An 11,841-nucleotide genomic window follows, 5' to 3' on the forward strand; every position below is an offset into this window, starting at 1 on the left:
GGCCTTTGCCGTTGCCCTTGTTGCCTTTGTTGCCTTTGTCGCTTTTGTCCGGCTTGCCGCCGCCCTGGCCCGGCGGCGGGCCGGCGTCGCCACCGCCCTTGGGTCCGCCGGACGCCTTCGGGCCACCGCGGCTTTGCAGGCGATCATGGCCCTTGCCAACCCGGCCCTTGAGCGCATGGAATTCGGAAGAACCCGGCTTGATGCCCAGCCGCTGCGCGACCACTCCCCAGCCCTGGCCGCGGTTGCTTTGGTAGTAGTCGGCCACTTCCAGGCAGGGCCGGCCCAGCTGGTGGGCCAGCGCGCAGGCGTAGTAGATGTCGCCTGGCGCCCAGCCGCGGTCGTAGTAGAGGTCGCGGATGAGCGGGCGCGGGGCGCCGAAGCTGACCACGACGTCATCTATGAAACCGTCGGTATTGCCGCGCGCGAAGACATTGATGTCACCCAGACGCGTGTCCACCCAGGCATCGCCGGTGCGCGGGCTGTAGCCCACGGCGATGTCGTCGATCAGCGCCTGGGCACCGGTCGAAGCAAGCAGTCCCAGCGAAAGCATCGCGGCCAGCAATTTGCGGTTCATCGGGGCGTCCTCGGGATACGGTCTGGGGTCGATTCTGCACCGACCGGGTGAACGGGCGGCGAACGATCAGATGCGCTGCAGGCGATGGCCGATGGCGTCGGGGCGCGATTCGCCCCGGGCGTCGAGCAGTTCAAGGCTGCCGTCGTCCTGCAGTTCGAACCACTGGTCGGCGCCGTCCGGGTCGATACGGAACACGAGGGCCGGCCCGCTGTCGCCGCGTTGCCGCACCTGGCGCCAGTCGCCGGCCAGCGTGAATACGTTGCCGCCGTCGGCGCCGAGGTAGGTTTCTTCCAGCTCGAAACGCTGGCTGCCGTCGTCTTCGCGGCGCAGGGTCAACCGGGTCTGGATGCCAGCGCAGTCGCTGCAGGGCAGCACACCCTGCCAGGTGCGCACGAACGCCTCTTCGTCGGGCGGCGCCAGGGCCGACAGCGGCGCGGGTTCGTCTTCGCGCGCGGCCTGTTCGTCGCGGTCCGTGCCGCAGGCCACCAGCGCCAGCAGCAGCGCGAAAATGAACGACAACTTACCGAAGGATGTGATCGCGGCCATGGATCACATCCTAACGCTTGCGCGCGCGTGCGGCGCAGGCGCACCTTCAGGCCATACGACGGACGGCGCATGCCAACCCCATCGACGGCGCCGGCACGTTCAAGACCCTGCCACCCACCGAAGGAGGTGTCCCATGGTCCGTTGCCTGCCGTCGTCCCACTCCACCCCGCCCTGGTCGAACCTTGATGGCAAACGCATCGCCGGCACCAGCCTGGCGATCAGCGTGCATGTCGTGGTGCTGGGCCTGCTGATGTTCCCGATGAACTGGCAGCCGCCCGCCGAACAGGCGCGCCGCGAATCGGTGCCGGTGCTGTTCGAGCGCCTGCCCGAGCGCGAGATCCCGGTGACCGTGCCACCGCCGAAGCAGCCGGTCGAACGCCCGGTGGAGCGTCCCGTCAACACCCCGACCCGCGTGCAGGACACACCGGTTCCGGTCACCGACAGCACGCCGGTGTTCGACCAGGGCGAAATCGAGTCGCCGCCCGTCGTCGACAGCGGCGCCGACACCACCAGCTTCGACCCGGGCCCGCCCGCCATGGCGACGCTGGCCTACGACGTCGCCCCGGCCCCGCGTTATCCGCGGCCCTCGCTGATCGCCGGCCATGAAGGCACGGTACTGCTGCGGGTGCTGGTGGACGAAACGGGCAAGCCGGTTGAGGTTTCGGTCGAAGAAAGCAGCGGACATCGCGAGCTCGACCGCGCCGCGCGCCTGCAGGTGCTCGACCACTGGCGTTTCCACCCGACCCAGCGCGGTGGCCGGCCGGTGGCCGCGTACGCCCTGGTGCCGATCGTATTCAGCTTGCCCTGAGGCTGGACAATCACGCCGGTTCGACGGATCGTCACCCACAGTGACGATCCGTTGTTCCGGAGTACTGCATGTCCCCACGCCGCCCCCTGCGCACCGCGCTCGCCCTCTCCCTGGCGCTTGCCGCCGCGCCTGTTCTCGCCCAGGACGGCCCGGAGCCGCCGCCGGGCTGGACCCTGGGCGTGCTGGCGATCGAACGCAACGCGCCCTATCGCCAGCTCGACGAAGGCCTGCTGGTGGTGCCACTGGTGCGCTTCGAGGGCGAACGTTTTTACCTGCGCGGCCTGCGCGGCGGCGTGGTGCTGGCGGAGAACGACGGCTTCGCGTTCGGCGCCTTCGCGCAGGTCCGCGGCGATGGGTACAAAGCCGACGATTCACCCTTCCTGGCCGGCATGGACGATCGCGATTTTTCCCTCGATCTCGGCCTGGCCGCCAGCTGGCGGGTGGAGCGCGTGGGCCAGTTCGAAGTCTCGCTGGCGACCGACATGCTCGACCGCAGCGGTGGCCAGGAAGCGGCCGTGTCCTGGACCGGCCTGGTGCGCGCCGGCGGCTGGCGGCTGCTGCCGGGCGTTTCGGTCGCCTGGCAAAGCGAAGACATGGTCGACTACTACTACGGCGTTCGCCCCGGCGAAGCCCTTGTCGGCCGGCCGGCGTATTCGCCCGGCTCGGCGATCATCCCGGAAGTCTCGCTGCTGGCCACGCATCCGGTTGGCGAGCGCTGGGAGTTCTTCGCCCGCGCCGGCCACGCCTGGCTGCCTTCGGAAATCACCAACAGCCCGCTGGTGGACCAGGATGGCCGCCTGTCGGTGATCGTCGGCCTGGGTTACACCTTCGACTGAAGCCGGCGCGCCTCGAGCAGGCCGATCGCCGCGGGGATCTGCGCGGCGGTTTCCACCGTTTCCATGTGGCTGGCGTGGCTGGCTTCCAGCCCGTGTTCAAGTTCGTGCGCCCAGGTCACGTGGTAGGGCATGTGCACGCCCCAGCCGCCCAGGCGCAGCACCGGCTCGATGTCCGAGCGCAGGGAATTGCCGACCATCAGGAAGTCGTGCGAGGCCAGGGAGAATTCACCGAGCACGCGCCCGTAGGTCGCCGCGTCCTTCTCGGAAACGATCTCGATGCGCTGGAACAGGTCGGCCAGGCCGCAGGCGCGCACCTTGGCTTCCTGGTGGAACAGGTCGCCCTTGGTGATAAGCACCACCGGCCGCTCACGCGCCACGGCCTCGACCGCGGCGCGGATGCCCGGCAGAAGGTCGACCGGATGCGCCATCACCGCCTTGCCCAACTCGACGATGCGGTGGATGTCGGCCGCGCCGATGCGCTGGCCGGTCAGCGCAATGGCGGTTTCCACCATCGAAAGTGTCATGCCCTTGGCGCCGTAGCCGAATAGTTTGATGTTGCGGCGTTCGGTGTCGAGCAGGCGCTCATGCAGGCCGGCGTCAGCCAGGTCGACGTAATTGCCGACGATGGCCTCGAACTCGGCGTGCGCGGCGCGGAAATAACCCTCGCTGTGCCAGAGCGTGTCGTCGCCGTCGAAACCCACCAGGCCAAAACCCATGTCTGCCGGACTCACTCGGTGACCGGCTGGTCGAGCGTCGGGTCGCTGCCGCCGATGATCACGCTGCCGATGCGCATCTGGTAGATGGCGTCGTGCGGCTTGCCGAAGATCTGGTCGGTGGCTTCGGCCAGGGCCGGTCCGGCGCCGCCCTGCATCACGTAGCTGGCGCATTCGGCGCCGAGCGCCGAAGACGCTTCGCGGCGGTAGTTGCCCAGTCCCAGGCCGGTGATGCGCTGGGGCTCGTCGCCCAAGGCGACCAGCGCACGCACCTGCGTTTCCGGGCCGGGACGGATATGCCAGGCGGTGGCTTCCGGGGCGGTCAGCAGCAGGGCCACCGGTCCGGGCACGGCGATGTCGACGCGACGGATCGCCTCACGGCCTGGCTCGGTGTCGGACTGGGGCGTGGCACCGTCCACGACGAACAGGCGCGCCGTGACCGGCAGCCGCAACCCGTCAACCCGGCACGGACCCCAGTCCGGACCCGCTGGGGTCGCAGCCGCCTCTGTGCCGGTCGCCACCGCTTCGTCGGTTTCCGCGGCAGGCTCGTCCCCGCCGCAGGCGGACAGCAGGCAGGTGGAAACCAGGGCGGCAAGCAACAGGCGTGGCGACATGCGGGGTGAATCCTTGGGCCGGGGTAGCCGGAAGCATAAACCCTCGCGTCCCGGCCGCGGGTTCAGGCGGCGCGGCGGCGCCCCAGCACGCGTTCGCGATGCACCATGTACAGGCCGCTGGCGACGATGATGCCGGCGCCGAAGAAGGTCCAGCCGTCGGGCAACACGCCCCAGATCATCAGGTCCAGGCCCAGGCCCCAGGCCAGCGCGCTGTATTCGAAAGGCGCCACCACCGAGGCTTCGCCGGAACGGAAGGCTTCGGTGATCGCCACCTGGCCCAGGAAACCGGTGACGCCGACGCCGGCGATCACCCAGGCATCGGCCAGACGCAGCGGCACCCAGCCCGGCAGGGCCAGCAGCGAGGCGCCCACGGCGGTCATCGCCAGCATCCAGAACACCATGGACTGGCTGCTGTCGGTGCGGTGCAGTACCCGCACCATGATGGCCGACAGCGAATAACCCGCCGCCGCCGCCACGACGGCCAGCCCGGCCCAGCCGAACAGGCCTTCGCCGGTGGGCCGCAGCACCACCAGCACGCCGACCAGGCCGACGGCGATCGCGGCCCAGCGGCGCGGGCCGACGTGTTCGCCCAGCATCGGCACCGACAGCGCGGTGATCAGCAGCGGCGCGACGAAAAAGATGGCGTAGGCGCTGGTCATCGGCATTTGCTTGAGCGCAAAGGCAAACGCCGACAGCATCATGATCGACAGGCCCGCGCGCAGCAGGTGCAGGCGCCAGCGGATCTTCAGCAGCCCCACCACCGTACCGGTGGCCAGCACCCAGGCCACCACCAGCGGCAGGCCGGACAGGCCACGCAGCGCCGCCACCTGCATCGGCGGGTAGTGGCCGGCCAACTGCTTGAGGCCGCCATCCATCAGCGAGAAGAAGCCGACGGCAAGCAGCATGGCAACGATGCCGCGGAGGTTGGACTGGGTTTGCATGGCGGTATTGTCGCTGGTGCCGGCACCGGCCGGGGTCCGAAGATTGGCTGGGTGGGAAAGCCCTGGAGGAACAGCAGGTCGCGGAAGAAGCTCATGGCGGACTCCTGGCCCCGAAGGGCTTGGGTTTAGGTGAGCGCAAGATAAGCCTCGCCAGATGGCTTATGTAGCGATATCTTTGACACGCAGACTTGAACTGGATTCAACATGAGCCGACTCCCGCTGCAGGCCCTGCAGGGTTTCGTGACCGCCGCCCGCCTGGGCAAGCTCTCCCTGGCCGCCGAGGCCCTGAACCTTACGGTCAGCGCGCTGAGCCACCAGGTCCGCGGGCTGGAAGACCGGCTGCAGCAGCGCCTGTTTGAACGTGGCCCGCGCGGCATCCGGCTGACCGCCGACGGCCAGCGCCTGTTCGACGCCGTGGCCGGCCCCCTGCAGTCACTCGAACACGCGCTGCGACCCTGCGCCGGTCGACGCGACCACGTGCTGACGCTGAGCCTGCTGCCCTCGATGGCTTCGAGCTGGCTGGTACCGCGCCTGCCGGGATTCCTGGCCGTGCACCCGCAGCTGGAGATCAACTTGCAGTCGGGCATCAACCTGGTCGATTTCCAGCGCGACCGCGAGGTGGACGCCGCCCTGCGTTATGGCCCGGGCCATTGGGCCGGACTGGAAGCAATGCCCTTGTTCGAGGACTGGATTGCCCCGCTGGCCAGTCCGGACCTGGTGCGCCGCCTCGGCGGCGACGATCCCGGTGATCTGTCGGTTTACCCGCTGCTCGAAGACGATGCCGGCCGCTGGCCGGAATGGTTCAGCCGGTTCGGCGGCCAGCGCCCGGCCCGTTTCGTGGCGCGCTTCGACGATGCCGAAACCCTGCATCGCGCTGCCGCCTCGGGCATGGGCGTGGCGCTGGGGCGCCTGACCCTGGCCAAGCCGCTGGTTGATGCCGGGCTGCTGGTGCTGCTGAGCAAGCAGCGCATGAAAGCCAACTACGCGCACTACCTGGTGCACCCGCCCCGCTCCGATGACCACGCCGGTTTCCTGGCGTTCCGCGACTGGCTGCGCGTCGAGGCCGCCGACTACGCGGCCCGGCTGGCGAAGGAAACGGCCTGACCCGGGTCACCGGGCGCAGGCCCGGGCGACCTTGGCATCGAGATCGGAGCGCTGCTGGAAATCAAGCTTGTTCCAGAGCCGGTCGCGCAGCTCGTCGGCTTCCTGGCGGGCCTTGTCGCAGCGAAGGCGCCGCGCCTGGGCGGCTCCGCCTGCGCGCGGGCGGGCCTTGCCGGCGGCGGGCGCAGGCTCGCGCCGCGCCTGCTTGCGAGCCTTCTCTGGTGGTGTCGCTGCGCGGGGCGGCGGTTCTGCTTCGGCCTTCACCGGCTGCACCCAGGCCTGCTGGCTGCCTTCGGCGCAGGGCAGCGATTGGTAGCTGACGGCGCCGGACGGCGCCACGCATTTGCGCAATTCGGCGCCGGGGCTGGCGGCGGCAACCAGCAGGGTCGGCAAGAGAAGCACGGACTGGATACGCATGGCAGGCTCCGGACGGAGGTGCCAGTGCACCGCAGCCCGGGTTTCCCACGCATCCGCGCAAGTGCCCGCCGGCACGAACGAATTCAGCGCGCGCCTGTGTTCGAAAACTCAGGAGTCGTAGACGTAGTCGCACTGCGCAACCACCCAGGCCCGCAGTTCGGCCTGCTGCGCCTCGGTGAGGCGCAGCCATTCCTTTTCCAGCACCGCTTCCGAGAACTCATGCGCCTGCGTGCACTCGCTCTTGCGGCGCGGGCTGCCCGCCGCCTCTTCGGCGCGGACCCGTGCTTCGGCTTCCAGCCGCTGCTCTTCGGCCAGGCGCGCGGCTTCGGCCAGCCGCGCTTCTTCGGCCGCGCGCCGTGCTTCGGCCTCGGCCAGGGCTGCGCGCGCGGCGAGCTCCTCGACGCTGGGCGCGGGCTCGGGGGTCGCGTCGCGTTTCCAGACCTGGGTACTGCCGGCCGGACAGGGCTCGGACTGGATGCTTATCGCCCCCTTGGCGTCGGTGCACTTGTACAGGGACTCGGCCGCGGCGGGCGCGGCCAGGACCAGGCAACACAGGGCAAAGGCCAGGCGACGCATGCCTTACTCCGACGCCGCCGGATCGGCCGGCGCGCTACCGCGCAGGTGGGTGTCGAGGAAGGCCAGGATGCGGCCGTAGCCTTCGATCTGGTTCTTCTTCTTCGAGAAACCGTGGCCTTCGTCGTCGAACACGACGTATTCCACCGGCACGCCGTTCTTTTCCACCGCCGCGACGATGTCGTCGGACTCGGGCTTGATCACGCGCGGGTCGTTGGCGCCCTGCAGCACCATCAGCGGCACGTTGATCTTGTCGGCGTGGAACAGCGGCGAGGTTTCGATGAGGAAATCACGCTGCGTTTCCGGGTTGCCGATTTCCTGGTACAGCGCCTCGCGGAAGGATTCCCAGTACGGCGGGATCGATTCCAGCGTGCGCAGCCAGTTCGAGACGCCGAAGATGTTCACGCCCACCTTGAATTCGCCGGGCTGGAAGGCCAGCGCCGAAAGCACCATGTAACCGCCGTAGCTGCCGCCGATGATGCCGATCTTGTCGTCGTCGACGTAGTCCAGGGTCTGCAGGTACTTCTTGGCCTCGACCGTGTCCCACAGCGGCTCGCGGCCGTGTTTGCCGTCGTCGGCGGCGAAGAAGGTCTTGCCGTAACCCGAACTGCCGCGGTTGTTGATGCCCAGCACGACGTAGCCGTGGTTGGCCAGGTACTGGATGAGCGCCGAGTGCGCGCGCGTGGTCTGGCCGCCCGGGCCACCGTGCACCCACACCAGCGCCGGCGCCGGCGCGTCGGCCGTGGCCTGGTGCGGCTTCCACAGGATGTTGGGAATCGCCATGCCGTCGAAGCTGTCGAAGCGCACGACGGTGGAATCGACCAGGTCGGCCGGGTCGATCGCCGGGTTCAGCGAGGTGGTGAGCTGGGTCGGCTCGCCGCCGGCGGCCAGGTCCAGTACGTACAGGTCGTTGGGCTGGCGGTCGCCGTTGAGATAGAAGGCCAGCTTGCCCTCCGAGCGCGAGACGCGAAGGTTGCGCACTTCGCCGGCGGGGAAGTCGGGCAGCGCCACTTCTTCGCCGCTGGCGGTATTGAACAGCTGCACGCCGGTGCTGCCATCGATGTTGGTGGCCACCGCCAGGTAGGTGCCGTCGTGCGACAGCGCCGCATCAACGATGTCCCAGTCGGCCGAACGCACCGGCTCGTGTTCCCAGGTCTGCAGGTTCACCCGGCGCAGCCCGGCGAATTCGCCTTGGTCGTTGGCGGTGTAATACAGCCACTGCCCGTCCGGGCTGAAGGCTTCGGCAGCGAACTGCGCCTGGCCTTCGTGTTCGGACACCTTGGTCACCTTGCCGGTGGCCAGTTCGACCACGTGCAGGTCGCTGTCGTTGGTGGTGTTGGTCTGGCCCAGGGCCAGCCAGCGGCCATCGGGCGAGATTTCGCCGGGCTCGTAGCCCAGGTCGTTCTGGTAGATGAGTTCGCGTGCGTAGTCACCGGCGTCGTAGCGGTAGACGTCGAAAAAGCGCGGGTCGCGTTCGTTGCTGATGACAAAGAAGGACTCACCGTCGTGGCTGAAGCCCATCAGGCCGGCCTTGAGGTTATCGCCCGGGGTCAGGTCGCGTTCGCTGCCGTCGGCTTCGATCACGTACAGGTGGTCGAGCTCGTTGCCGCCCTGGTCGCGGCTGACCAGCACGCGGTCGTCATTCGGGAAGAAGGCCTCGGCGTAAACATTGTCGGTGTCCGAGCTGGTGACCGCCGTCCATTCGCCGCCGCCCACCGGCATCGAGTAGGCGTTCCAGACGCCGGACTTGTTCGACGAGAACAGGATGCGCGACTCGTCGGCGCTGAACGACGCGCCACCGACGCCGGTGGATTCGATGAATTCTTCAATGGCGTACTGGCGGGACGGCCGTACCTCCACCTGCGCCTGGCTGGCGGCATCGCTGCCGGCATCGGCGGCCGGTTCCGGCGAACGCTGGCAGGCCGCCAGGCCCAGCGACAGGGAAAAGACGATGGCGAGGGTGAGGCCGGTACGGCGGAAAGCGGGCATGGGCAGGGCTCCGGGGGCGTGAAAGCCACAATCTACGCCGCCTTTGGCGCAATCGCACGCATCCCGTCGGGTTTGGCAGGGCGCCCCTTCTAACGCGAGATTCAGGCGCGGGGCCGTAGGGTAATTGGCGCTGCAGGAAGGACTATTCGCCGCACCAAGAGATCACCCTGCAGCGTGATCACCGGCCGCATCAAAGGAGAAATCCAATGACGACCAACAATGCCGAGCTCCGCCAGGAAAAGGTGGAGACCCTGAACGAACTGATCCAGGCCACCCGCGACAGCGCCGAGTTTTATGCCGACGCCGCCAAGGCCGTGAAGAATCCCCAGCTGCGCTCGCTGTTCGACGACATGGCCGAGTCCAAGCAGGGGCTCGTGGGCAGCATGGCGCGCGAAGTCCGCGCCGAGGCGGGTGAACCCGCCACCGACGGCAGCCTGCGCGGCAGCCTGCACCAGTTCTATTCGACGCTTCGCGCCGAGATGGCCAAGGACCACGGCGACTACGCCTACGTCAAGGAACTCGAGAAAAGCGAGGACCGCCTGATGGCGGCCTTCCACGACGTCATCAAGCGCGACGACGCGCCCAAGGCCGTCAAGGAGTCGCTGCTGAGCTACCTGCCCAAGGTGCAGCAGCACCACGACACCATGCGGGAGCGCAAATGGGCGATGGAAGCGCGGCACTGAGCCGCGCCTGTCGCTTGAACCCACCCGGAAAGTCTGACTACTGGGAGGAAAAAATGAATACCAGGAACACCCGCATCAAACACACCCTTCTCGCCGCCGCCCTGGCGGCCCTGGTCGCCCCGGGCCTGGCCCTGGCTGGCGACAAGACCAAATCCGGCGACAGGGACAAGCAATCCCATACGGCCATGATGGACATGTCCACCGGTGAAAAGGACGCCTACCGCGAAGGCCAGATCTGGGCCACCTACGTCACCAACCCAGGCCTCAATGCGCTGGACCTGCAGGTCGACGTGCAGGGTGACAAGGCCACGATCACCGGCACCGTCGAAACCGACATCCAGAAACGCCTGGCCGAACGCATCGCCGAACGCACCGATGGCATCAGCACGGTGGTAAACCGCGTCAAGGTGGACCCCGAACTGGTGGTCACCGTGATCGAGCCGGTGCCTGGCTACGCGACCTACGTGGCCGATGCCACGATTGAAGCCATGGTCGATTCCAAGCTGCTTTGGAACCAGTACACCGATGGCCTGGACATCAATGTCAGCTCGGAGCTGGGCGTGGTTACCCTGACCGGTGTCGCGGACACCCCGAATTCGCGTGCGCTGGCCGGCCGGCTTGCGGCTGGCACGCCCGGCGCCGTCCTTGTGCACAACAAGCTGACCCTGGACCCCGACCAGAAGGGCCAGGTCGCCACGGCCGAGGCCGCTGACGGGGACACCGTGCTCAGCGATGCCTGGATTACCGCCAGAACCAACTCCAGCCTGCTGTGGACCCAAGGCGTGCATGGCACCGACATCGACGTTGAAACCAGGGACGGCGTGGTGACGCTGGAAGGTACCGTCGAGAGCGGCTACGAGAAGGAACTTGCCATCGACATCGCCCAGGGCATCCGCGGCGTCAAGCGCGTGGATGCCAGCGCGCTGGTGATGCAGGACAACAGCAATACCGTCAGCCAGCGCTGACCGACGAGTTCCGGCATGGAAGCCACACGGGCCCGGTCATCCGGGCCCGTTTTATTTTGAGCGGGCCGGTGCCGCGGCCTTCAGGCCGTGGGCGACGGCGGTGCTTCCCAGCGCGGCTGGGCCAGGCGCACGCCGGGCTCGACGGGTTCGGGGCGGCCGAAGCCTTCCACGGCCTTCTTGCGCCACGCGCTGCAGATGTCCCTGCTTTCGCTGCGGCTGGAAGCACGCTTGGCCATGCAAAACGATACCGGAACGCGGATCTCGGTCGTGATCGCCACGCCGTCCACTTCTTCCAGGATGTAGGTCCACTTGGCCGCGGCATCCAGCAGCGCATCGCGCAGCTCGCGCTCCGTGCGCGTGCTGACCCCCTCGATGGGCTGGTCTTCCCGATAGAACTGGATGCTTTCGACCGTGTTTGCTTCCGGATTGGGCTGGCCATCCGGGTGGGGCCGCACGACGACCATGGCCAACATGCTTCTTTTGTCCTGGAACAGGGACGCCGGGAACCTGGGCGGATGCATCCCGACGGACGCGGGCGCACCGCCGTTGATCGACAGCACCTTCGCCTGGTAGTTCTCGCCGTCCGGGGTGAACGCGACCCGCAGCTGCATGGAAGTCCGGCTGGGAACCGCCAACCCGTCACGCATGGCCGGCTCGAAGGGGATGTCGGCGGCAACGCCCCGGACCATCGCCTGCAGCGCCTCCGGAACGTCCTTCATGAACTCGACGTCCGTGACCTGGCCCGACGCATCGACGCTGACGCGGGTGTTGAACTGGTGCTCGAAGGACTTGTCCTTCGCTGCCGCCACCGCGGACGTCGCTGCCAGCGCGACGAAAACGCAGGCATGGATGAAGTTGCGCATGGATCTTCCCCGCTGGCGTCGAAACAGGGGAACCACTCTAACGGCTCGGAAAGCACGTTTGGCGGAAAGGCATGATCCTGCGCAAAACCACTAACGACTTTAGCGATTCGACGCAGCTGGCCCCAGCGCCACGTAGGCCGCACGCACCTCATGCACGCCGTACTCGCGCTCCAGCCGCCGCACGACGAAGTGCCCGCGCGCCACCGACTGGAAATGGC

General features: G+C 68.0%; 14 protein-coding genes and 1 pseudogene. 5 read left to right on the forward strand and 10 right to left on the reverse strand.

Annotated elements, in window-relative coordinates; translation table 11 throughout:
• Positions 1-574, reverse strand: a 574-nt coding sequence (locus AACZ35_RS08035; RefSeq protein ID WP_339828035.1) for a hypothetical protein, incomplete at its 3' end; no start/stop codon positions are given.
• Between the two features lie 66 nt (positions 575-640).
• Positions 641-1,120 (reverse strand): copper resistance protein NlpE N-terminal domain-containing protein, encoded by a 480-nt coding sequence (locus AACZ35_RS08040; protein ID WP_339828036.1) that lies wholly within the window; start codon positions 1,118-1,120, stop codon positions 641-643.
• Between the two features lie 133 nt (positions 1,121-1,253).
• Here AACZ35_RS08040 and AACZ35_RS08045 point away from each other — a divergent pair, with 133 nt between their 5' ends.
• Positions 1,254-1,928 (forward strand): TonB family protein, encoded by a 675-nt coding sequence (locus tag AACZ35_RS08045; protein ID WP_339828039.1) that lies wholly within the window; start codon positions 1,254-1,256, stop codon positions 1,926-1,928.
• 68 nt (positions 1,929-1,996) lie between these two features.
• The gene (locus tag AACZ35_RS08050) at positions 1,997-2,764 is read left to right on the forward strand and encodes a MipA/OmpV family protein (protein ID WP_339828041.1); all 768 of its coding nucleotides are present in this window, start codon (positions 1,997-1,999) and stop codon (positions 2,762-2,764) included.
• On the opposite strand, the gene AACZ35_RS08055 is transcribed toward AACZ35_RS08050, so the two are convergent.
• From AACZ35_RS08055 to AACZ35_RS08065, 3 genes are all read right to left on the reverse strand, one after another.
• Complete coding sequence (locus AACZ35_RS08055) at positions 2,749-3,480, reverse strand: HAD family hydrolase (protein WP_339828067.1); 732 nt, start codon at positions 3,478-3,480, stop codon at positions 2,749-2,751. The two genes, AACZ35_RS08050 and AACZ35_RS08055, sit on opposite strands and share 16 nt — an antisense overlap.
• Before the next feature lie 11 nt (positions 3,481-3,491).
• Positions 3,492-4,091 (reverse strand): hypothetical protein, encoded by a 600-nt coding sequence (locus AACZ35_RS08060; protein ID WP_339828043.1) that lies wholly within the window; start codon positions 4,089-4,091, stop codon positions 3,492-3,494.
• A 62-nt stretch (positions 4,092-4,153) separates the two neighbouring features.
• Complete coding sequence (locus AACZ35_RS08065; RefSeq protein WP_339828045.1) at positions 4,154-5,032, reverse strand: DMT family transporter; 879 nt, start codon at positions 5,030-5,032, stop codon at positions 4,154-4,156.
• 204 nt (positions 5,033-5,236) lie between these two features.
• On the opposite strand from AACZ35_RS08065, the gene AACZ35_RS08070 reads away from it, so the two are divergent.
• Positions 5,237-6,136 carry a LysR substrate-binding domain-containing protein gene (locus tag AACZ35_RS08070; protein ID WP_339828047.1) on the forward strand — a complete coding sequence of 300 codons (900 nt, stop codon included), beginning with the start codon at positions 5,237-5,239 and terminating at the stop codon, positions 6,134-6,136.
• A 6-nt stretch (positions 6,137-6,142) separates the two neighbouring features.
• Here the strand turns inward: AACZ35_RS08070 and AACZ35_RS08075 are convergent, their stop codons facing one another.
• The 3 genes from AACZ35_RS08075 to AACZ35_RS08085 form a co-directional block, all read right to left on the reverse strand.
• Positions 6,143-6,550 carry a hypothetical protein gene (locus AACZ35_RS08075; RefSeq protein ID WP_339828050.1) on the reverse strand — a complete coding sequence of 136 codons (408 nt, stop codon included), beginning with the start codon at positions 6,548-6,550 and terminating at the stop codon, positions 6,143-6,145.
• Between the two features lie 108 nt (positions 6,551-6,658).
• Positions 6,659-7,126, reverse strand: a complete 468-nt coding sequence (locus AACZ35_RS08080; protein ID WP_339828053.1) for a DUF4124 domain-containing protein — start codon at positions 7,124-7,126, stop codon at positions 6,659-6,661.
• A gap of 3 nt (positions 7,127-7,129) precedes the next feature.
• A complete protein-coding gene (locus AACZ35_RS08085) occupies positions 7,130-9,112 on the reverse strand; it encodes an alpha/beta fold hydrolase (protein WP_339828056.1) in 1,983 nt (660 codons plus the stop codon).
• 206 nt (positions 9,113-9,318) lie between these two features.
• Between AACZ35_RS08085 and AACZ35_RS08090 the strand changes: the two genes are divergently transcribed.
• Positions 9,319-9,795 carry a PA2169 family four-helix-bundle protein gene (locus tag AACZ35_RS08090; protein ID WP_339828059.1) on the forward strand — a complete coding sequence of 159 codons (477 nt, stop codon included), beginning with the start codon at positions 9,319-9,321 and terminating at the stop codon, positions 9,793-9,795.
• A gap of 53 nt (positions 9,796-9,848) precedes the next feature.
• Positions 9,849-10,760 (forward strand): BON domain-containing protein, encoded by a 912-nt coding sequence (locus AACZ35_RS08095; protein ID WP_339828062.1) that lies wholly within the window; start codon positions 9,849-9,851, stop codon positions 10,758-10,760.
• An 80-nt stretch (positions 10,761-10,840) separates the two neighbouring features.
• Here the strand turns inward: AACZ35_RS08095 and AACZ35_RS08100 are convergent, their stop codons facing one another.
• Together AACZ35_RS08100 and AACZ35_RS08105 are read right to left on the reverse strand one after the other, a co-directional pair.
• Entirely contained in the window at positions 10,841-11,623 is a 783-nt protein-coding gene (locus tag AACZ35_RS08100) for a hypothetical protein (protein WP_339828065.1), read from the reverse strand.
• A 99-nt stretch (positions 11,624-11,722) separates the two neighbouring features.
• Positions 11,723-11,841, reverse strand: a pseudogene (locus AACZ35_RS08105) (EcsC family protein); the annotation flags it as partial.

Source organism: uncultured Arenimonas sp., from assembly GCF_963976025.1.
GTDB lineage: Bacteria > Pseudomonadota > Gammaproteobacteria > Xanthomonadales > Xanthomonadaceae > Arenimonas.